Consider the following 19,118-nt stretch of genomic DNA (forward strand, 5'->3'; position numbering starts at 1 on the left):
TTAGATTCACTCCTTAAGAAGTCGATGACTTTTTCATTGTATTATGGGCAATCTCCATTTATAATAAAAAAATAAACCAACTGGTCGGTTTTATTTGTCCGTGTGAAGAAAAGCAAGGTAGAAGGGATTGTTCATAGATGACAAGTGCACAGAGCGGGGCTGGAAAAAGTGAAAAGACGAAGCAGAAAATTGTCACCGCTTCACGTGATTTATTTGCGAAAAAAGGATATTCCGAAACATCCGTGCGAGATATTCTAGAGGCGGCTGAGATAAGTAAAGGCAACCTTTATCATCATTTTAAAGGAAAAGAGTTTTTGTTCCTTCATATTATGGAAGAGGATCATCGATTCATGATGGAGACGTGGCATGAAGAGAAACAAGCGCTGCACCGGGCCATTGATAAGCTCGCAGGGTTTGCAGAGCTGCTTAGTCAAATGGGGATTAACTATCCTTTAATGAGAGCAAGTGAAGAATTTTGTGCCAGTGCATTTACATCAGATGAAGTCATGGAGCGGCTGAACAAGATTGATGTAGACTTTGATGATGTGATGAGAGACATCCTGCTTGAAGGAAACGAAGATGGCAGCTGGTCGATTCAGCATGTTGAATCAAAAGTGAAAATATTACTTTCTGTATTCTATGGATTAGACGTGTTATATAAAAATGACACGATGCAGCAGAAAAAGGAATTACAAAAAGAGGCGATCTCATTGTTTATTCACGGAATCAACCATCATGAGTAACAAGTGAGTCAGTAAAGGGGAAACAAACATCATGCAAAAACCGATTCGTGAGCAAAAAGCCGTACTTGTTATTTTATTAAGTAATATATTTATTGCGTTTTTAGGTATCGGTCTGATTATACCTGTCATGCCGCTCTTTATGAATGTCATGCATTTAACGGGCAGTACGATGGGATATCTTGTGGCGGCGTTTGCTGTTGCGCAGCTCATCGCATCACCTGTTGCAGGGAGATGGGTAGACCGCTATGGAAGAAAGATCATGATCGTGTCAGGCCTTTTTCTATTTGCGTTATCAGAACTCGTATTTGGCCTAGGAACACACGTATATGTTCTGTATTTTGCAAGGGTTCTTGGCGGTATTAGTGCAGCATTTATCATGCCGGCTGTCACCGCTTATGTCGCCGATATCACGACTGTTCAAGAAAGATCCAAGGCAATGGGGTATGTATCCGCTGCTATTAGTACCGGATTTATCATCGGCCCGGGAATTGGCGGATTTATTGCAGAATATGGCGTTCGCCTGCCGTTTTTCTTTGCAGCAGGGATTGCATTTATTGCTGTGATTTCGTCTATGTTTATGCTGAAGGAACCATTAACAAAAGAAGAGAGAGAGAAACAAATGGATCAAGTGAAGGAATCGACCTTCTTTAAAGACTTGAAAAAATCGATTCATCCAAGCTATCTCATCGCCTTCATCATTGTCTTTGTGCTGGCGTTTGGACTATCTGCATATGAAACGGTCTTTAGCTTGTTTACAAATCACAAGTTTGGATTTGGTCCGAAGGATATTGCGATTATCATTACCGTCAGTTCAATTGTAGCCGTCATCATCCAAGTCCTCGTGTTTGGTAAAATGGTGAATGCGCTTGGGGAGAAACGAGTTATTCAACTATGCTTGATTGTTGGAGCAGTTCTCGCTTTTGTTTCCACAGTCGTGTCAGGCTTTATGGTTGTGCTGATCGTGACGTGTGTGATTTTCCTTGCGTTCGATTTATTGCGCCCTGCCCTCACGACCTTCTTATCAAAAATCGCTGGCAATCAGCAAGGATTTGTCGCAGGGATGAACTCTACCTACACAAGCCTTGGTACGATTTTTGGCCCGGCACTTGGCGGCATTTTATTCGATCAAAATATTCATTTCCCATTCCTGTTTGCAGGTGTTGTCTTATTTCTTGGATTGGGCTTAACCCTTATTTGGAAGGGGAAGGCGACGGTTGAATCTGATTAGATAAAGGGCTCTAGGGCTCTTTTTTTTGTTCCTTTTGGATAGATGATTGAAAAATAATCACAAGGTCCCTGTTGATAAGGTGTTATACATGTTAATCTAATACATGTTTTACCAAAATGCAGGAGGAGGATGTTCAATGCAAATTAAAGAGATTTTTTATATTCGGTGTATCTCGTGTTTGAGTGTTGTGTTCATTCATGCAATAGCCATTTTATCTAGCCCCCATTCATCATCTATTCTTGTAGCACTACTCATGTTCAGTACCCCGAGTTTTATTTTCATTTCTGAGTTTTTATTGGCTCATGCTTATCCGAATGGTACCCCTAAAGGATTTATGTGGAAGAGGGTGAAAGCCATCTTTTTCCCATTTGCTTTTATTGGGATTGTCGATGGTTTTTTGCATTCGGCATCGTTAAATGGAGGGGCAGTTGACTTTTTTAAAAGAGCTTCAGCAAATGTCTTATTGGGAAATTATATTGGTTATTTTGTTCTGATTATTTTTCAATTTTACTTTTTGCACATGTTTTTTCACAAAATGGCTAAGCGTACCTCAGCCAAATGGGTATTGCCGATCTCCTTTATCATCACAGTTGGTTATTTAAGTGTCATGAACCTCGTCAAAATCCCACAACCTCAATTACCTAATCCAATGTTCGGCTTAGAATGGATTCCATTTCCAGGGTGGTTGTTCTATTTTTGTTTAGCCTATTATTGTGGAGCGAATTATCAGCAGTTTATCACAAGACTTCATCGTTTTAAGTATGCCGTGTATGGACTTGTTTTGATTTCAGCAGCGACCCTTCTAAGCAATTCATATGTAGGTTTTTTCGAGTCTTCTTCTAAGAGACCAGACATTGTTCTTTATACAGTCAGTATTGTCTTCTTATGTTTTCTCTTGTTTTCTAAAGTGAAAAGCGTTCCACCTTTCGTAGCTGTCATTAGTCAATATTCATTCACCATCTATTTGCTTCACGGGTATTTTCTAGGTATTTCTGTGTTACTATGGGGACAATTAAAAGATTATCCATTCTTTGTAGGGACAATCATCATATCAGCACTTGCAATTGCAGGACCTATCCTATTGTCACGGATAGCAAATCATTATAAATATGGCTATATGTTTGTCGGTAAAATCAACAGAACGAGGCGAAAAACAGTCGCTTCATAAACGTTTTAAAGGGGATCTTAAGAAGATGCCCTTTTTTTGTTGCCTAAAAGTACAATACTTCTTGCCCGAAAGTACAATTTCAATCGACCATCTCATTGCTTAGAATAAAGAGATCAAGTTCACGAAGTTGAAGAAAAAGGAGTAAGTGAATGGCAAAATTTTTATATCATTTAGGAAAAAGTGCATTTTCTAAGCCGAAACGGATGATTATCGGTTGGTTACTTGTTTTAGTTGCTGTTGTGGCGGCAACAATAGGGACAGGTGTTTCATTTAATGGCGATATGTCGATTCCAGGAACAAAATCAGAAAAGGCAATGGATCTCTTGCAGAGAAAGTTCCCAGCAGGTGATGATGGCGGGACGATTCGTCTGATCTTTAAAGCACCTAAGGGTGAAACATTAGAAACAAAAAAAGTAAGAAACAAATTGAACGAAACGATCAAAGAAGTCAAAAAGGATAAAGCAGTCAAGCAAGTGACGGATTTATATCAGACATTTGCTATTAGTAAGGATAAGAAAATAGGGTATGCGGATATTACATACCGGGTAAAGGCGGATGAGGTAAAAACATCCTCAAAAGAGAAAGTATTAGATAGTATTAAGATTTCAAGAAAAGCTGGCATCCAAACAGAATTAGGCGGCTCCGTCACATTCTCAGAAATTGAGGTAGGCGGGATTTCGGAAGTCATAGGTATTGTCATGGCCTTCTTTATTTTAGCCTTTACCTTCGCTTCACTATTGATTGCAGGACTACCGATCTTGACGGCTGTCATTGGGTTAATAATCGGCGTGATGGTCATATTAATTACCTCAAATTTTGTTGAGATGTCTGCATTTAGTCTTACATTAGCTGTGATGATTGGACTTGCAGTAGGAATTGATTATGCATTATTTATCATTTCTCGTTATCGACAGTTATTAGCAGAGGGTTACGAATTGAAAGAAGCAGCTGCTAGAGCTGTTGCTACAGCAGGCAGCGCTGTATTGTTTGCAGGTGTTACCGTCGTAATTGCACTATGCGGACTTGTTTTAGTCGGTATACCATTTTTAGGCGTTATGGGTCTTGTAGCTGCATTCATGGTACTATCAGTTATGCTTGTGTCTCTCACAATTGTTCCTGCCATACTAGGGATTCTTGGTGATAAAGTCAGCCCTTCAAGAAAGAATAAATGGTTCTCTAAATTACAATCTCAACAAAAAGAAGAAGCCACAGCTTGGGGAAGGTTTATCAAGAAGTATCCAGGTAAGATCATCCTAGGTGTCATTGTATTGACTGGTCTACTCAGTTGGCCAGCACTTCATATGGAGTTGGGTCTTCCTGATAACGGCATGAAGGGGAAGGAAACAACTGAACGTAAGGGCTATGACCTGTTAGCAGAAGGGTTTGGTAAAGGGTTTAATGGGCCACTGGTTGTTATCATTGATGCCTCCCATGCAAATAACGCAATGAAATCTATTGAGAAAACAACAACAGTACTAGAGAAGATGGATGGCATCAAACAAATGGCACCGCCTGTTCCTAATCCATCGGGTAAGTACGCCATGCTGACCATTTTACCGAAAAGTGGTCCAGAAGATAAGGCGACAAAGCAATTAGTCAAAGATATACGAAATGAATCTAGTCAGACTGCTGCAAAGTATGATACGAAATTACTTGTTACTGGGTCTACGGCAGTTAATATAGATATTTCAGATAGACTCAGTGAAGCGTTACCGAAATTTGCAGGAGTCATTATTGGATTTGCTTTGATTTTAATGATTCTTGTTTTTAGGTCATTCCTTGTTCCATTAAAAGCGGTTTTAGGATTCCTTATGACATTGACCGCCACACTAGGTTTTTCAGTCTTTGTTTTACAGGATGGACACCTTGCGCCATTGTTTGGAATACCAGCAAATGGCCCATTGTTAAACTTTATGCCTGTACTAGTGACAGGAATATTATTTGGTCTTGCAATGGATTATGAGGTCTTTTTAGTCAGTCGAATGAGAGAAGATTTCCTTCTATCAGGTGATGCGAAAAAGTCCGTTGTATCAGGTTTGAAGCATAGTGGAAGAGTAGTGACTGCCGCAGGCTTAATCATGATCCTCGTCTTTGCTAGTTTTATCTTTGCAGATGACTTGATTATCAAAACAATGGGGTTAACGTTGGCATTCGGCGTTCTGTTTGATGCATTTGTCATAAGAATGACTTTTATCCCAGCATGTATGATGCTAATCGGACGAGCTGCTTGGTACTTACCTAAATGGTTCGAAAGCTGGCTTCCACGTATAGACATTGAAGGTGAGTCTATTTCTCAGAAGGATGAGAAAGAAGAGAAGGTGATTTAGTCACTGATAGTCTTACATGGTATGATTGATGATACCGCCATTACCTCGATAAAGGGTGGGCGGTATTTTTTGAGTGAATATGAGGCTCGGATGGTGATATTTATGGCGAAACGACGGGTAGACCCTTTTAATGAAATGATCTATTCGCGAATTCCAACCTTATTATGGGTCATTCTTGTTTATATTGCAGCAATGATATTTCAGTTTATAACCACCCCATTAGCACTTTCTGGCCTGTTTTTTTCTGCACTTATTGCTATACATCTGATTCTGCATTGGTGGTCATTTTACTGGTTTCAGCAGAATCCATGGGTATATTTTCTGATTCAAGGAATAGTGATTCTACTTTGTGTTTCAGTCATGCAGGCGGCTTCCCCTGTGATCTTAATTGGTCTGTTACCGGTACTAATAGCGCAAAGTATTGGGGTATATTATCATACATTGAAGGTGATTTTGACAGGGCTTAGTTTTTATGTTCTTTTTTTTCTTGCCCTTATTTTGGTCAATGATACAGATGATTTGACCGTATACATTCCAATTTTGTTTTTGATTCTGATTGTAGTCATCGCATACTCCATTTTATTTTTTAGACAAGTCAAAGCTAGAATTCGTACACAAACATTTTTAAAGGAACTTGAATTGGCACATCAACAAGTGGAAGAGCTGACACTTGCAAATGAGCGTCAAAGAATGGCGAGAGATTTACATGATACCCTTGCACAAGGGCTGGCAGGTATTATTATGCAATTAGAAGCGGTCCATGCCCATTTAGAGAATGAGAATGTTGAGCGTGCTCAAAGCATTATTAAAGGTTCAATGAGCCATGCGCGGACGACGTTAGGTGAGGCGAGATTGGTCATTGACGACCTTCGAACATACAGCCAGGATCAATATGACTTAGCTGATTCTGTGAAAGATGAAGTGAATCGGTTTATGACGGCGACGAATATTCCAGTTCATACAAAAGTGGCTGTCTCTTATCAAGTGTCCCCTTTCCTCATCGAACATACTGTATACATTGTCAGTGAATGTTTGACGAATATTGCCAAGCATGCCAAAGCAAGTAAGGTCGAATTGATGATGAAGCAACAAGATGATCACATCTCCTTGCAAATCACAGACAATGGAGTGGGTTTTGATGAGAAAAAACAAGAATCCACTTCCGGGCATTACGGTCTAATTGGTATGTCAGAACGTGCCCGACTGCTTGATGCACAGCTACACTTGAAAAGTGAAAAAAATGAAGGTACACAAGTGACGGTAACCATACCTTTGAAAAAGGAGTAAAAACAATGTCTTATCAAATTGTGATTGTCGATGATCATTTTGTTGTTAGAGAAGGATTAAAATTAATTCTTGAGACAGATCAACGATTTGATGTTGTTGGTGAAGCAGAAGATGGAGCAAAGGGTTTAGATATCTTGAAAGAGAAGGCTCCAGACCTTGTATTACTTGACCTCAACATGCCTAACATGAGTGGGCTTGAGATGTTAAAAGAGATGCAGTCTCTTCAATTAAAAGTACCGGTTCTGATTCTCACTACCTATAACGAAGAGAAATTAATGATTGAAGGGCTGCAACTTGGAGCAAAGGGCTATCTTTTAAAGGATGCCAGCAGAGAAAATTTATTTTATACAATTGAAGCAGCTATCAGAGGGGATATTCTTCTTCAAGCAAACGTCGCTGCTAAAGTATTTGAATCAACAGAGCATCAAGTGACTCCGACCCATTTGAAAAAAGAAATAAACATGCTGACTGAAAAAGAGATGCTAGTCTTACAAGCAGTGGCTAGGGGATATCGAAGTAAGGAAATTGCATTTGATATGGGGATTTCCGAGAGAACTGTCAAAGCTCATTTAACAAATATTTATCAAAAGCTGGAGGTCACTTCAAGAGCGGAAGCAATTAAAGTAGCAGTGGAATTAGGGGTGATTCATTTTTAGAGAGAATGAGTTAGCAGCAGAATAATAGAAAAGAGACCTTTCAAATAAGGTCTCTTCAGCGTGTAGACAAACCCTCGCATTCGGTGTCAGTCCTGCGCTTCGGTGCTCACGAATGTCAAATTCGCTCCGCGCCGATGCTCGTCCTTCCTAGACTGCAAAGGTTTTCTATCACGCTGAAAAGAAGACAAAGGGCTAAAATAAAGTTCATTTTAGCCCTTTGTCAACAATCTGAAGAGACCTTTCAAATAAGGTCTCTTTTTTTAAGGCTGCGGCTTCAGGTGATTCAGTGCCTGCGCCAGTTTTTGATTTTGTTGTTTTTTGTAAAATAGAAAGGCGATGATATGGCCTACTAATGTGAGAAAGGCTATACCGATAAAATAAGGCATGATCCATTCGAGCAGTGTAGTCGAATATAAAGCGACGGCTCCTACTTGAAACCCTAAATTGACGACAGTGGAGATGAGAATGTTGATGGGTGCTGGAAAGGTAAAGTAGTTCCATAGTAAAGGATACATGACCCCAAAGACGATGCCTGCCAAAGTACCGATGGCAATGATGTGCCACACGTAATGAAAAGGGATAGAGGATGACCATTGAGTGATGGACAGGATGAGTGTCAGCCATACGATAGAGACAAAAGCTGTTTGCATAAATTGATGTTTTAGTTCCTTGATCATTTGAATCGCTCCTTTATATATTTGGCGTAATGACGACTGACGGTGTAGCTGTTTTTCGAGATGGTTTCGACCTCTAAGCGAGCGTACGTACCAGCGACAAAGCTGTCGACTTGCGCTAAATTGAGAATGACTGCATTGTTGATACGATAGAAATGTTCACGCTCTAACGACTTCAGATCCTTCAGCCGTTTACTGAGAAAATACGTCGTTCCCTGAGTCGTGATCACCTTTGACAGATGTCCAAGCGCAGAGATCGCTTCAATTTGTTCTAATGGTAAAAGAGACTGCCGATCATTTTTTGGATCTTTGACCGTTAGAGATGTACTAGTCTCCAGCATTGATACAATTTTTTGTAAACGTTCTTGATTATGTGGATGGCTGATGACGTCTACTTCCGTCACATCCTTTTCTTGATTCCAGAAAAAACGAAATTTCATTCATAAACCTCCTCTTACAATGAGCATAGCAATAGATGAAAGCGAATGCGATGGAATGTTACTTTGATGCAGAAGAATTCTTTTTGTTGCAAAGATTCACCGCGTGTCTGCGGCTTTCCTTTATAATGAAAAGATACTCGTTCGTGAATGGAGGAATGATGTTGTATCTTGTAGATCAACAAAGGACAGGAGCGGTAAAAGAGGAAATTCGGCGGATTGATCCTGCCTATCCAGTGTTCGTAGATGCGATACTCGATGGGGTGATACAAGGAGATTTATATGTGGATCACCGAGATCACCCGTGTGTCTATTTTGCAGGGACAACAACCGGCATTTATTATGTCGCAGGCAAGACAGAAGCAGCACTCTCATTATGTTCAACGTTCATTGTGGATGTTTATAAAAAGCAGAAAAGAGAGAACAGACGGTTCACTTTGTTTTCAGCAAATCCTGCATCAGATGAGATGATGAAAAAATGCTTCGTTTCCCAACTGAATGAAATGCAAAGACATGCGTATTCTTATGATTTGACCTCTCCTGATCTGATTGTGCCTGATCAAGACGAAATGATTAAACGCACGAATGAACAAGTCATTGCCGCAAGCAAAGTATTCCCATCCAGCTATTATGAAGCATATTGGGGAGGAGTAGATCACTTTTTATCTAATGGCGTCGGAGTTGCCATCTTAAACGGTGAAGACGTGGTCAGTGAATGTATCTCTATTTTTTCAAGTGAAAAACGTGTGGAGATCGATATTTGGACAGATGAAGCCTGCCGTGGAAAAGGGTTGGCTTTGTTAGCAGCTCAGCAAATGATCAGCATCTGTGTTGAAAAAGGGAAGACACCGCATTGGGATTGCGATGTCCATCATGCAACCTCGGCCAAATTGGCAGAGAAGCTAGGTTTTCAGTGGACAAAGACGTATCGCTTATTTTATGCCTCACGCTGAAAAGGTTTTGAGATACCAAGCATCCATGGCAGAATGCTCTGAGCCTTCAATCGGTGCAGGAAGAAGAGAAAAGTCATACCGTTGATAAAGGCCAGTAGCAGCTGTTAATTCACTGCGGGTTTCTAAATAACAAGCATCGTAGTATGTAGCAGCATATTGGAGGGCCGTATCCATCAGTTTCTTGCCCGCACCTTTGCCTTGTGCTTTTGGGCTTAAATAAAGCTTTTGTAGCTCACAAATGCCATCTGTGAAAGGGGCAATGCCAACGCCACCAACAATTTCACCATGTTCTTCGGCAATCCAATAGGCTGCATGAGTCAATGATTGATAGTATTCGAAAAGCTGATCAAGGTGTGGGTCTGTGTAGGCTGTACCTTCAATCGCAAGATTCGCTGATTCTAATGACTGGCGGATAATGGCCGCGATAAAAGGATTGTCCTGCTTTTGAATCGGTCTAATATTCATTGTAAAAACCTCCGTTGTCATAGGATAAAAAAGAAAAGGAGTGGATGCGATATGTTCTGGCTGCAAACCGCTATTTTTACTGTCATTGTGCTCTGTCTCTCGTGGTGGGCAGGAAAAAGACGTAGGCATCGCCATGCCAGGCTGATTGTCCCGATATGTATCACTATGTTTGGATTGCTCTTATTGATCGGCAGTTTCTTCATTGGCAGATGGGAAGGGATGGCGCTCAGCATATCAAGCGTCTCTATCGTTCTCTCTTCTATCATTTGTTTGATCATCGTTACAGGGCTTCATTTGTTAAAAAAAGATGACCCTTCGTAGGCTGGGACATCTTTATGATTTGATTCTATCGTATTCCTCACGAAGGATGCCCATCATGATGACATCCGAATAAGCACCGTTGAAATAGAGCGCTTGACGTCTTTTTCCTTCATATTGAAATCCGGCTTTCTCATAGCTTCGAAAGGCTCGTGGGTTATGGGAAAAAACTTCAAGCTCAAGCCGGTTGAGTTCTAACGTCTCAAAGGCAAATGTTTGAACCATCCGAACAGCCTCAGTGCCATATCCTTTGTGAAAATGCTCTGGACCATGTAGCGCAATGCGGAAACTTGCCGTATGGTTTATCGGATCAATATCCACAATCGCCGCATCCCCGATCATTTCTTTCGTGTCTAGCAGACAAATAGCAAAGTCTCGTCTACTGTCATCCTGCAGAAAACGGGTATAGGCTGAACGAATTTCTTCTAGTGTGAACGTTTTGCGTGTGCCAGTCATATAAAGTGTTTCTGCATGCTGGCATCCTCTATGAATACCAGGATAATCTTTTTCTTCAATCGGTCTCAAAAATAATCGAGTCATGATGGATCAGCCTCCTCTATATATCGGGAGATTTCAATTAAGTTCATATCAGGATCACGGATATAAATGGATTCAATCGGACCTAATGCACCAGAACGTCTGACCGGACCTTCTTCAATTGGAACAACCTGCTTTCGAAGATGAAGCAATAAACTGTCTATATCTAAATCGGTGATAAAACACAAGTCAGCAGATCCAGGCTGGGGATGAGCAGCTTTTGGTTCAAATTCATGACCCGCTTCATGAAGGTTGATCTTTTGTAAGCCAAAACGAAGGGCTTTACGGCCTTCTCCAAAAGTTTCTTCCTTCATTCCTAATACGTTTGTATAAAAGCGAATGGTTTCCTCCATATGTTGTACAGTCAACACGATATGATCAAGTCGTCGTATCATCAGTCTCTCCTCCAAGTATGATCATTGTTTGAACTGCTTCTATTATATCATCCCTTGAAGAAGATACCTTATTTGATCACGGTTTTATAACTCCAGCTTTCTAGGGACATGTTTTCTCCGTGCAGTACTCTCTCATCAAACTCCGTCCACCCATTTTTTCGATAGAAATGACGATTGGCCTCGTTGTGTGTAATCAGTGTGAACAGTCCGCCGCCTTGCCGGGCGATAAAGGGGAAAAGACATTGCTTTAGCATACGGCTTCCAAGTTTTTTTCCTTGTTGGTCTTTTGCAACGACAAGAGCTTCTAAATACCAGTAAGGTTTCTTTAAGGAAGAACACGCTTTTTTTGCCTCCTTTAACATACGGAACACATGCTGAATCGCCGATATGCCACCAGTAAAGAGTAGCTTTAACCCACCAGATAACACATAATCCATGAGTCCTGGTTCAGGAAGACGGGGATGTTTTAACAGGGCGGCAGACACAATTTTCTCGTTCTCAACCCCGACCAAACAGATTTGATGCTGAAAATATACCTTTGTATTGATCAAATGCAACTGACGGGCGAAAGCAGAACGATTGGCCACCTTTTCGCATAATAAATCAAAAAATGAATAGTTCTGAAATGAATCATCTAACAACGCTGCCACTTGAGGCAGTTCATCCTCTCTAGCAAGTCTGAATTGAAACATATGATGGTCCTCCTTTTTTTGAACAGATATAGATTATTGAACATGTGTCCATTATAATAAGAGGAAAATAAACCGAACATCGGCAATGAATGATCTCTTGTTCATAAATAGACAGGTATAGCCAGATTGTTCAAAAATGGAGGGTGTTTGATGAAGGACAGACGAACAATCAAAACCAAAAAGGCGATACGGGAAAGCTTTCTTGAGCTTTTAAAGGAAAAAGATGTTCAACAAATTACAGTATCAGAGCTATCTAGAAGAGCGGATTTAGGAAGAGGGACCTTTTATTTGCACTACCAAGATGTATTTGATTTGCATGAACAGCTTGAGAAGGAACTATTTAATCAGCTTGGCGGACTATACGATGAATCGTTTCCAAGCCAGGACCCGCTTGATATGCTGTCCTTTTTAAACAAAACAACTGAGTATTTAAAAGAAAAACAATTCATGATGACGTTATTTGTCAAACCGAATAGCCCAACGACGAATCAATTTAAAGCGTTTTTTAAAGAAAAAATCATGAAAGAGTGGCAACTTGATCAGCGTCAGATTACGGAACGTGAACAGATTGAGGCTTCATTTGTTGTGTCTGGTGTTGTTGGTGTACTGGAGGAATGGATTCATGAAGGGATGACAGTCGAAGCGGGGCAGCTTGCGCACATCTTGTACAAGCTTCTTATGAAGGTAGAACAGGAATCGTAAGAAACGAATTGATCATATATCATTTTTCTATTCATTCTGTTAAAATGGGAATATACGTTCTTATTTGAGGCGGGGAGTGGTGAGATTGAAAAGGAAATTACTATTTTATGGGGCAATGAGCATTGATGGATATTTAGCAAGGGATGATCACCGTTTAGATTGGCTCATAGGCACAGAGGGCGAAGAGGATACGAGATATGAGGAATTTTATGCAACAGTCGATACGCTGATCATGGGACGGAACACATACGAACAGGTTCTCAAACTTTCACCTGATGAGTTTCCTTATGAAGACAAGACGTGTTATATCGTTTCTCGCACTTTACAAGACAGTCATACAGGAACCCACATCGTTCGTGAAGATGTTCTCTCGTTTATCAAAAATTTAAAAAATGAAAAAGGCCAGCATATCTGGATAGTAGGAGGCGGGGAACTGCTTCAAGCATTATTAAAAGAAAAATTAGTCGATGAGCTGTATCTCCAAATCGCACCTGTCATGATTGGAAAAGGAATCCCTCTTTTCCCTCCAACTGAACAGGAATCTAGATTTTCATTACAACAAGTGAATCAATACAAACAAATTGCTGAAATGCATTTTGTGTTAAAAGAAGACCACTAATTCACAGGGGTCTTTTTTTTAATCAAACAAACACGTTGACAAGAAAATATCCTAGTGTTAGGATAAATTTATCCTAGTTTTAGGATTTATTGAAAAAGGAGTAGTTGCCATGGTGCAGCAAGAACAGGAATTAGACTTAAGGCTTTTCCGAGTGTGGATGAAAGCCTATCATGCCCTTTTTGCAAATATCCAAAAAGACATTGAACGTTATGATATCGGATTTGAAAACTTTCAAATTCTTGAATTACTGTATAGTAAGGGACCACATCCCGTTCAAAAAATTAGTGAGATCTTATCCATTCCAAGTGGGAGCATCACCTATGTGGTCAACAAATTAGAAAAACAAGAATTAGTCAAAAGACAATGTGCACCTTCTGATAAACGTGTATTCCATGTATTACTGACAGATAAAGGGAAGCAGCTATTTGACGATATTTTCCCAAAACATACAGATGTCATTTCACAAAATCTGTCCTTTATCGAAACAGAGGAAAAAGAGCAGCTCATCGAATGGTTGAAAAAAATCGGTTTAGGTGCAAAACAACTTCACGAAAAGGGGAAACAAGATGACACGCAGCTTTGATACATTGGTACGTGAAAGACGATCAGCATCAAATTTTTTGCCAAATATCTCGATTTCGAGAGAAGAGCTTAATAGTATCTTTGAAGAAGTGAAGCTGGCACCTTCAGCCTTTAATTTACAGCATACGCAATATGTCGTCGTCCAATCAGAAGCGCTTAAAGAGCAAGTAAGAGATGCTGCATTTGGACAATATAAGGTGCATTCCGCTTCAGCAGCGATCATTGTGCTCGGCGATCCGAAAGCTTATGAGCAAGCAGGAAACATTTATGAAGGCCTAAAAATGCTCGGCATCTTAAATGCGCAACAATATGAGGAAATGGTCAGAGAGACGATGAGTTTTTATGTGCAGAGAGGATCAGACTTTCAGAAAGAAGAGGCGATTCGAAACGCTTCATTATCTGCCATGCTATTTATGCTTGCCGCCAAAAACAAGGGATGGGATACTTGCCCAATGATCGGCTTTGACCCCGAAGCAATGAAAAAGGTGTTAAACATCGAATCAGATTTGGTTCCTGTATTAATGATTACACTTGGAAAAGAAAAAGTAGAGAGCAGACAAGCGAGAGGCTACCGCAAGCCGGTCTCTGAATTTGTGACATATTTATAAGATAGGGGGTTCCATTCATGGAACTAGGAATTAGTACATTTGTAGAAACAACACCTGATTTTCAAACAGGAAAAACAGTCAGCCACGCACAGCGCATTCGTGAAGTAGTAGAAGAAATTATTTTAGCAGATCAAGTGGGTCTCGACGTTTTTGGTGTAGGAGAGCATCATCGTGAAGATTTCGCCGCATCAAATCCAGCAGTCGTATTAGCAGCTGCGGCAACGCAAACAAAGAATATTCGTCTGACAAGTGCCGTAACTGTTCTTTCATCGGCAGATCCTGTTCGTGTGTTTCAAGATTTTGCGACATTAGATGGCCTTTCTAACGGGCGTGCAGAGATCATGGCTGGCCGTGGATCATTTATTGAATCGTTCCCGCTTTTTGGCTATGACTTAGATGATTATGAAGAATTATTTGAAGAAAAACTAGATTTACTATTGAAATTACAGCAGTCAGAGCGTGTGACATGGAGCGGTAAGCATCGTCCTTCCATTCAGGATGTCGGCGTATACCCAAGACCTGTTCAAGATCCGCTTCCGATCTGGATTGGCAGTGGAGGAAACAGAGAATCTGTCGTACGTGCTGGATTATTAGGATTACCACTTGTCCTTGCCATTATTGGCGGCAGCCCTAGACAGTTCGCACCGCTCGTGCAGCTCTACAAGCAAGCTGCGATTCACGCTGGACATGACCCTGAGAAATTAACGGTGGCATCCCATTCACATGGATTTGTTGCGGAGGAAACAGAATTGGCAGCAGATCAATTCTTCCCTTCTACACAGCATGTCATGAATACATTAGCAAGAGAACGAGGCTGGGGACCTTATACCCGTTCTACATTCGATGCAGCAAGAACATTAGAAGGTGCATTGTATGTAGGAGATCCAGATGCCGTGGCAGAGAAAGTGATACATCTGCGAAAAAATGTAGGCATTACGCGCTTCATGCTGCACGTACCGGTCGGTTCGATGCCGCATGATCAAGTGCTGAAAGCTATTGAGTTATTTGGAAAAGAAGTGGCTCCTAAAGTAAGAGAAGAGGTTGCCCGCTGGGAAGCTGAACAAGCATAACAAAAAAGTCGATCAAGTGAATAGGCTTGATCGACTTTTTCTTATGCTTAAGGATCAATAACACATGGTTTCACTGTAGGGCATGAAGCAGCAGAAGCAAATGGTGTGGCCGTCAAGGTGAAGAGGAAAACAAGTTGAAAACAGATAAGCCATTTTTTCATGAAATCACCTCCGTTATCAATTGCTTCACTAGAACGAGGTGAGGATAAAAGCATAGAAGTATGTAACACCCTCTATCCAGCATAAGACAATCATATCATAATTTTCAAAAAAATGAAAAAATAACTTACGAAAGTTCTAAATTATGGTATGGTTAATATGTTCAACAAAAAAAGGGAGGGATTTTTGTATGAAAAAGGTCATAACTTCTGTTTTGGTTGGAGCAATTGTTTTAACGGGTGCGGGTGTCACTGCTGTCCCGGTAGAAGCGAAGGGGAAAGTAAACAGTGAAGTTACGGTACAAGCAAGTCGAACCGTCTCGGAAACGAGAACATATACGACGTCAAACATCCCATCAAGTATTACATATGCAAAGGATGGATGGGTCGGTATTCTCTATCAATCGTCAATTGAAGAGTTAGGTTTAGGAAAATATAGAGTTACCTTTACTGGAACGGTTGTACGCGATCCAGGATTTAATTAAATAAAATAAAGCTGACAGGTGGACAAGCCTGTCAGCTTTTTTTAATGGGGATAATAAAGAATCATTTGCATCCGTACCATCTGTTCTCCTGATTGTTTATACTCATGGGCACGGTCAGCTTTAAACCGAATCGAGTCGCCAGCTTGTAATGTGTATTGCTCATCACCGATTGATAAATCAAGTGCTCCCTCAAATACGGTAATCAATTCCTCTGTACCGCCGATATGTTCTTCCGCACTTAACGACCCATGAGGATCAATTTCTACCTGATAGACTTCAAATTTTCTCAGGTCATCAAATGGGAACGTCGTATATACCCGATACCTTCCCTCGTCCTCGGTTAAAACTTGTCCGTCTTCTTTTCGCACAAACTTAATCTCAGGCTGCGGTGCGTATATGAGTTCACTAAAAGACACCTTCAACCCATTGGCGATTTTCCACAGAGTGGTGATGGTCGGTGTGGATTCTCCTCTTTCGATTTGCCCAATCATCGTTTTACTCACACTTGTTACCTCAGCCATCTTTTCTAGGCTTAATTTCTTTTGCTCTCTTAGCAGTTTGACATTTCTAGCAATAATCGATTGTACATCCTCCATCAAAAAAACTCCTTTCTTCATTTACTTTATAACGACTGAATAGTACAATAAAACGTAATATATACGCAATAAAGACTTTTAAGTCTAAATAACGTATGAAAAGGAGGTAACGATTTGATTGTTTCCATGTTGATTTATGCTTTTGTTACCAGCTTCACCCCTGGGCCGAATAATATCATGGCGATGGTCTTTACGAATAAATATGGGGTCAAGCAAACATTTCGATTTTGTTTAGGGGTTGGGATCGGATTTTTGGTCATTTTATGTTTGAGCGGTTTTTTCAATATGATTCTTTATCAAGTCATGCCGAAAATCGGCTGGGTCATGGCTTTCATTGGAGCCGGTTACATGATCTATTTAGCTGTCAAAATCATGAGAAGTAAAGGCGGAGATGACGAAACACTAGACCGCTATAATCATTTTATCCCGGGGATGCTGCTGCAATTTATTAATCCGAAAGCCATCTTGTATGGGTTAACCGTCATTTCCACTTTTGTTCTGCCGTATGGACAGTCCAATATGCAATACATGTTGTTGACGTTGATTCTCGCCATCATCGGTTTTTTAGGCACATTTAGCTGGAGTTTATTTGGCTCTGTATTCAAGCGTTTTTTGACTCTTTATCAGCGGCCGTTCCAGTTCGTCATGGGACTTCTACTTATGTATAGTGCGATTTCGATGATCTGGAGTTATGTCATGTAAGCGGTCAGGAGACTGGCCGCTGCCTGCCCATCACAACCGTATCATAATACATGCCGTCCGCCAGCCGTTTATCTTTTTTTAACAAGCCTTCAATCTCAAAGCCATAGTGTTCATATAAACGAATGGCTTTTTGATTGGTTTCCATTACTTGAAGTGACATCTTTTGAATGCCTTGCTGATCTGCCCAGTCGATCGATGCAGCTAAAAGTTCTTTCCCGATGTGATAGCCCCAAGCGGCCTTCTGTACAGCGACGCCAAACATTACTTTGTGAGCAGAGCGCTTAAGAGAATGCCCTTCGCATCTTGAAAAACCGACAATGTCTCCTTCAATATCTGCAACTAAAAAGAGATGACGGCATTCCTTGGAATCCTCTTGAATCAACGCCTCGAACCCTTTCTCATCAATAAAAGCTTCACCCGGTTCACGATCTAAATATTCGGTTTCACCATCGATTTTCAGTCTGAGAGCTGATAACTGTTTGGCATCTGCTAATGCAGCAGAGCGAATACGATAGGTCACACCACGTACAGTGAACATACTTTCAGAAATGATCATTGAACAGACCACCAACCTTTCATTCCATTATGTCTATCATACCTGAAACGCGCACACAGCACACTCAGATGTTTGGTTCTTTTTGGTGTCATGGCGTAGATCTTACCCTTCTCAGATGATTTAATAATAAAAAAGATTGTAGAAAAACATGAGTTTCTCTACAATCTCAATGTAAATAATAAAAAGTTTCACATTTTTAGATTTCTAGATAAACAATCCTTTTAGATTGTTGTCCGAAATCAAATCTCATGTACCTTCAATCCGGATTATATTTGGTGCCTCTGAATTGTAATCGAGGTAATGTGTGCAATTCCAAAAAGTGTTCAATTCATAGTTATCGCCCGATTCGTCTTTAAAATAGTAATCATAATGCTCAGTATTAGTGATGATCAGGCGGTATTTGAATATTTTACGAGGGCTATGATATGGATTTCGATCATATAAAGCATATTCTGTAATGGCTGCTGTTTGCTTTACTTCATTACTAGTTTTTTGAACCGCTGAGTTTTTTACAGGCCAATTTACAGAAATACTAAAAGGTTTCTTATTTGAAACCCGATTTTGCGTTTCATCATCTAAAGGCTCATCTTCCACATAGCCAACTCGATATATTCCTCCGTTTTCATTTTCATATTCTTTCCAAATGATATTCTGCTCATTGTCATTTGTATCAGTCATTATTCTTTTCATCCTTTCTTATATTTCTATTAATAAGATTTCCATAGCAACTTATTAATATTCGTGGTAGTTCAAATACGAACAGTAAACATGTATTCACGAATACATCGATCTGACGACCACCCTTTCGTCTAATCACTGAAACGTCCACACAGCACACTCAGATGTTTTGTCATGTGCAAAAAGGCTAAATAAACAGTATCAAACGTGGAGGTGGAACAAATGAGTGAACAAAATGGACATATGGATAAAGCGAAAGGAAAAACAAATCAAGTCAAAGGTCAAGTGAAAGAAAAACTTGGCGAAGCTACAGATCATGAAAACCTGAAAGCAGAAGGAAAGAAAGATCAAGTAAAAGGAAAGCTTCAAGATAAAAAAGGTGACGTGAAAAATAAGCTGAATCAGTAGTTTGCACATACTTACAGGTACTTGCCCCATGTATCCATCATCCCATTCCTTTCATCAATAAAATGAATAGGTGT

At 40.3% G+C, this 19,118-nt stretch carries 25 protein-coding genes; 16 read left to right on the forward strand and 9 right to left on the reverse strand.

Annotation, left to right across the window (positions count from 1 at the left end; translation table 11 throughout):
• Positions 1–137: 137 nt before the first annotated feature.
• The 6 genes from NST09_RS02840 (at position 138) to NST09_RS02865 (ending at position 7,409) form a co-directional block, all read left to right on the forward strand.
• Positions 138–743, forward strand: a complete 606-nt coding sequence (locus NST09_RS02840; protein ID WP_052320378.1) for a TetR/AcrR family transcriptional regulator — start codon at positions 138–140, stop codon at positions 741–743.
• 31 nt (positions 744–774) lie between these two features.
• Positions 775–1,971 carry an MFS transporter gene (locus NST09_RS02845; protein ID WP_046527101.1) on the forward strand — a complete coding sequence of 399 codons (1,197 nt, stop codon included), beginning with the start codon at positions 775–777 and terminating at the stop codon, positions 1,969–1,971.
• 136 nt (positions 1,972–2,107) lie between these two features.
• Complete coding sequence (locus tag NST09_RS02850) at positions 2,108–3,139, forward strand: acyltransferase family protein (protein WP_046527102.1); 1,032 nt, start codon at positions 2,108–2,110, stop codon at positions 3,137–3,139.
• A 149-nt stretch (positions 3,140–3,288) separates the two neighbouring features.
• Complete coding sequence (locus tag NST09_RS02855; RefSeq protein ID WP_342493330.1) at positions 3,289–5,466, forward strand: MMPL family transporter; 2,178 nt, start codon at positions 3,289–3,291, stop codon at positions 5,464–5,466.
• 102 nt (positions 5,467–5,568) lie between these two features.
• A complete protein-coding gene (locus NST09_RS02860) occupies positions 5,569–6,753 on the forward strand; it encodes a sensor histidine kinase (RefSeq protein ID WP_342493331.1) in 1,185 nt (394 codons plus the stop codon).
• 5 nt (positions 6,754–6,758) lie between these two features.
• On the forward strand, positions 6,759–7,409 hold the full coding sequence (locus tag NST09_RS02865; protein WP_046527104.1) for a response regulator transcription factor: 651 nt from the start codon (positions 6,759–6,761) through the stop codon (positions 7,407–7,409).
• Between the two features lie 260 nt (positions 7,410–7,669).
• Here the strand turns inward: NST09_RS02865 and NST09_RS02870 are convergent, their stop codons facing one another.
• Both NST09_RS02870 and NST09_RS02875 read right to left on the reverse strand, forming a co-directional pair.
• Positions 7,670–8,086: a hypothetical protein gene (locus NST09_RS02870; protein WP_035390341.1), complete on the reverse strand. Its 417-nt coding sequence runs from the start codon at positions 8,084–8,086 to the stop codon at positions 7,670–7,672.
• On the reverse strand, positions 8,083–8,523 hold the full coding sequence (locus NST09_RS02875; protein ID WP_326115399.1) for a LytTR family DNA-binding domain-containing protein: 441 nt from the start codon (positions 8,521–8,523) through the stop codon (positions 8,083–8,085). Before NST09_RS02875 ends, NST09_RS02870 begins: the two co-directional genes overlap by 4 nt.
• A 161-nt stretch (positions 8,524–8,684) precedes the next feature.
• Here NST09_RS02875 and NST09_RS02880 point away from each other — a divergent pair, with 161 nt between their 5' ends.
• Positions 8,685–9,473, forward strand: a complete 789-nt coding sequence (locus NST09_RS02880) for a GNAT family N-acetyltransferase (RefSeq protein ID WP_326115501.1) — start codon at positions 8,685–8,687, stop codon at positions 9,471–9,473.
• Here the strand turns inward: NST09_RS02880 and NST09_RS02885 are convergent.
• Positions 9,465–9,938 (reverse strand): GNAT family N-acetyltransferase, encoded by a 474-nt coding sequence (locus NST09_RS02885; protein ID WP_008346715.1) that lies wholly within the window; start codon positions 9,936–9,938, stop codon positions 9,465–9,467. The two genes, NST09_RS02880 and NST09_RS02885, sit on opposite strands and share 9 nt — an antisense overlap.
• Before the next feature lie 51 nt (positions 9,939–9,989).
• On the opposite strand from NST09_RS02885, the gene NST09_RS02890 reads away from it, so the two are divergent.
• Positions 9,990–10,259, forward strand: a complete 270-nt coding sequence (locus NST09_RS02890; RefSeq protein ID WP_017366688.1) for a YesK-like family protein — start codon at positions 9,990–9,992, stop codon at positions 10,257–10,259.
• Positions 10,260–10,271: 12 nt separating this feature from the next.
• Here NST09_RS02890 and NST09_RS02895 read toward each other — a convergent pair whose 3' ends face one another.
• The 3 genes from NST09_RS02895 to NST09_RS02905 form a co-directional block, all read right to left on the reverse strand.
• Complete coding sequence (locus NST09_RS02895; protein WP_008346711.1) at positions 10,272–10,796, reverse strand: GNAT family protein; 525 nt, start codon at positions 10,794–10,796, stop codon at positions 10,272–10,274.
• Complete coding sequence (locus tag NST09_RS02900) at positions 10,793–11,188, reverse strand: VOC family protein (protein WP_008346708.1); 396 nt, start codon at positions 11,186–11,188, stop codon at positions 10,793–10,795. Before NST09_RS02900 ends, NST09_RS02895 begins: the two co-directional genes overlap by 4 nt.
• Before the next feature lie 68 nt (positions 11,189–11,256).
• Complete coding sequence (locus tag NST09_RS02905) at positions 11,257–11,880, reverse strand: GNAT family N-acetyltransferase (protein WP_342493332.1); 624 nt, start codon at positions 11,878–11,880, stop codon at positions 11,257–11,259.
• 150 nt (positions 11,881–12,030) lie between these two features.
• Here NST09_RS02905 and NST09_RS02910 point away from each other — a divergent pair, with 150 nt between their 5' ends.
• From NST09_RS02910 to NST09_RS02935, 6 genes are all read left to right on the forward strand, one after another.
• Positions 12,031–12,582 carry a TetR/AcrR family transcriptional regulator gene (locus NST09_RS02910; RefSeq protein WP_035704289.1) on the forward strand — a complete coding sequence of 184 codons (552 nt, stop codon included), beginning with the start codon at positions 12,031–12,033 and terminating at the stop codon, positions 12,580–12,582.
• A gap of 79 nt (positions 12,583–12,661) precedes the next feature.
• The gene (locus NST09_RS02915) at positions 12,662–13,201 is read left to right on the forward strand and encodes a dihydrofolate reductase family protein (RefSeq protein WP_080934014.1); all 540 of its coding nucleotides are present in this window, start codon (positions 12,662–12,664) and stop codon (positions 13,199–13,201) included.
• A gap of 109 nt (positions 13,202–13,310) precedes the next feature.
• Positions 13,311–13,784, forward strand: a complete 474-nt coding sequence (locus tag NST09_RS02920; RefSeq protein WP_017358433.1) for a MarR family transcriptional regulator — start codon at positions 13,311–13,313, stop codon at positions 13,782–13,784.
• Entirely contained in the window at positions 13,768–14,391 is a 624-nt protein-coding gene (locus NST09_RS02925) for a nitroreductase family protein (RefSeq protein WP_008346699.1), read from the forward strand. The genes NST09_RS02920 and NST09_RS02925 overlap by 17 nt, the downstream gene beginning before the upstream one ends.
• A 17-nt stretch (positions 14,392–14,408) precedes the next feature.
• On the forward strand, positions 14,409–15,461 hold the full coding sequence (locus NST09_RS02930) for an LLM class flavin-dependent oxidoreductase (RefSeq protein WP_024719164.1): 1,053 nt from the start codon (positions 14,409–14,411) through the stop codon (positions 15,459–15,461).
• A 349-nt stretch (positions 15,462–15,810) separates the two neighbouring features.
• Positions 15,811–16,104: a hypothetical protein gene (locus NST09_RS02935; RefSeq protein ID WP_008346693.1), complete on the forward strand. Its 294-nt coding sequence runs from the start codon at positions 15,811–15,813 to the stop codon at positions 16,102–16,104.
• Positions 16,105–16,145: 41 nt separating this feature from the next.
• Here NST09_RS02935 and NST09_RS02940 read toward each other — a convergent pair whose 3' ends face one another.
• Entirely contained in the window at positions 16,146–16,700 is a 555-nt protein-coding gene (locus NST09_RS02940) for an XRE family transcriptional regulator (protein WP_008346691.1), read from the reverse strand.
• 114 nt (positions 16,701–16,814) lie between these two features.
• On the opposite strand from NST09_RS02940, the gene NST09_RS02945 reads away from it, so the two are divergent.
• Positions 16,815–17,402 (forward strand): LysE family transporter, encoded by a 588-nt coding sequence (locus tag NST09_RS02945; protein WP_007496397.1) that lies wholly within the window; start codon positions 16,815–16,817, stop codon positions 17,400–17,402.
• A gap of 4 nt (positions 17,403–17,406) precedes the next feature.
• On the opposite strand, the gene NST09_RS02950 is transcribed toward NST09_RS02945, so the two are convergent.
• Together NST09_RS02950 and NST09_RS02955 are read right to left on the reverse strand one after the other, a co-directional pair.
• Positions 17,407–17,958 (reverse strand): GNAT family N-acetyltransferase, encoded by a 552-nt coding sequence (locus NST09_RS02950; protein WP_008346688.1) that lies wholly within the window; start codon positions 17,956–17,958, stop codon positions 17,407–17,409.
• Between the two features lie 246 nt (positions 17,959–18,204).
• Entirely contained in the window at positions 18,205–18,636 is a 432-nt protein-coding gene (locus NST09_RS02955; protein ID WP_017366694.1) for a hypothetical protein, read from the reverse strand.
• A gap of 222 nt (positions 18,637–18,858) precedes the next feature.
• Between NST09_RS02955 and NST09_RS02960 the strand changes: the two genes are divergently transcribed.
• Positions 18,859–19,044 (forward strand): CsbD family protein, encoded by a 186-nt coding sequence (locus tag NST09_RS02960; RefSeq protein WP_008346686.1) that lies wholly within the window; start codon positions 18,859–18,861, stop codon positions 19,042–19,044.
• Positions 19,045–19,118: the final 74 nt, after the last annotated feature.

Origin of the sequence: Bacillus sp. FSL W7-1346 (assembly GCF_038593335.1) — a bacterium.
In the GTDB taxonomy this organism is placed as follows: Bacteria; Bacillota; Bacilli; order Bacillales; family Bacillaceae; genus Bacillus; species Bacillus altitudinis.

Excerpts from the sequence above, each read along its gene's own strand:
- NST09_RS02840 (WP_052320378.1), top strand. The coding sequence starts at position 138 with ATGACAAGTGCACAGAGCGGGGCTGGAAAAAGTGAAAAGACGAAGCAG.
- NST09_RS02845 (WP_046527101.1), top strand. The coding sequence starts at position 775 with ATGCAAAAACCGATTCGTGAGCAAAAAGCCGTACTTGTTATTTTATTA.
- NST09_RS02850 (WP_046527102.1), top strand. The coding sequence starts at position 2,108 with ATGCAAATTAAAGAGATTTTTTATATTCGGTGTATCTCGTGTTTGAGT.
- NST09_RS02855 (WP_342493330.1), top strand. The coding sequence starts at position 3,289 with ATGGCAAAATTTTTATATCATTTAGGAAAAAGTGCATTTTCTAAGCCG.
- NST09_RS02860 (WP_342493331.1), top strand. The coding sequence starts at position 5,569 with ATGGCGAAACGACGGGTAGACCCTTTTAATGAAATGATCTATTCGCGA.
- NST09_RS02865 (WP_046527104.1), top strand. The coding sequence starts at position 6,759 with ATGTCTTATCAAATTGTGATTGTCGATGATCATTTTGTTGTTAGAGAA.
- NST09_RS02870 (WP_035390341.1), bottom strand. The coding sequence starts at position 8,086 with ATGATCAAGGAACTAAAACATCAATTTATGCAAACAGCTTTTGTCTCT.
- NST09_RS02875 (WP_326115399.1), bottom strand. The coding sequence starts at position 8,523 with ATGAAATTTCGTTTTTTCTGGAATCAAGAAAAGGATGTGACGGAAGTA.
- NST09_RS02885 (WP_008346715.1), bottom strand. The coding sequence starts at position 9,938 with ATGAATATTAGACCGATTCAAAAGCAGGACAATCCTTTTATCGCGGCC.
- NST09_RS02890 (WP_017366688.1), top strand. The coding sequence starts at position 9,990 with ATGTTCTGGCTGCAAACCGCTATTTTTACTGTCATTGTGCTCTGTCTC.
- NST09_RS02895 (WP_008346711.1), bottom strand. The coding sequence starts at position 10,796 with ATGACTCGATTATTTTTGAGACCGATTGAAGAAAAAGATTATCCTGGT.
- NST09_RS02900 (WP_008346708.1), bottom strand. The coding sequence starts at position 11,188 with ATGATACGACGACTTGATCATATCGTGTTGACTGTACAACATATGGAG.
- NST09_RS02905 (WP_342493332.1), bottom strand. The coding sequence starts at position 11,880 with ATGTTTCAATTCAGACTTGCTAGAGAGGATGAACTGCCTCAAGTGGCA.
- NST09_RS02910 (WP_035704289.1), top strand. The coding sequence starts at position 12,031 with ATGAAGGACAGACGAACAATCAAAACCAAAAAGGCGATACGGGAAAGC.
- NST09_RS02920 (WP_017358433.1), top strand. The coding sequence starts at position 13,311 with ATGGTGCAGCAAGAACAGGAATTAGACTTAAGGCTTTTCCGAGTGTGG.
- NST09_RS02925 (WP_008346699.1), top strand. The coding sequence starts at position 13,768 with ATGACACGCAGCTTTGATACATTGGTACGTGAAAGACGATCAGCATCA.
- NST09_RS02930 (WP_024719164.1), top strand. The coding sequence starts at position 14,409 with ATGGAACTAGGAATTAGTACATTTGTAGAAACAACACCTGATTTTCAA.
- NST09_RS02935 (WP_008346693.1), top strand. The coding sequence starts at position 15,811 with ATGAAAAAGGTCATAACTTCTGTTTTGGTTGGAGCAATTGTTTTAACG.
- NST09_RS02940 (WP_008346691.1), bottom strand. The coding sequence starts at position 16,700 with ATGGAGGATGTACAATCGATTATTGCTAGAAATGTCAAACTGCTAAGA.
- NST09_RS02950 (WP_008346688.1), bottom strand. The coding sequence starts at position 17,958 with ATGATCATTTCTGAAAGTATGTTCACTGTACGTGGTGTGACCTATCGT.
- NST09_RS02955 (WP_017366694.1), bottom strand. The coding sequence starts at position 18,636 with ATGACTGATACAAATGACAATGAGCAGAATATCATTTGGAAAGAATAT.
- NST09_RS02960 (WP_008346686.1), top strand. The coding sequence starts at position 18,859 with ATGAGTGAACAAAATGGACATATGGATAAAGCGAAAGGAAAAACAAAT.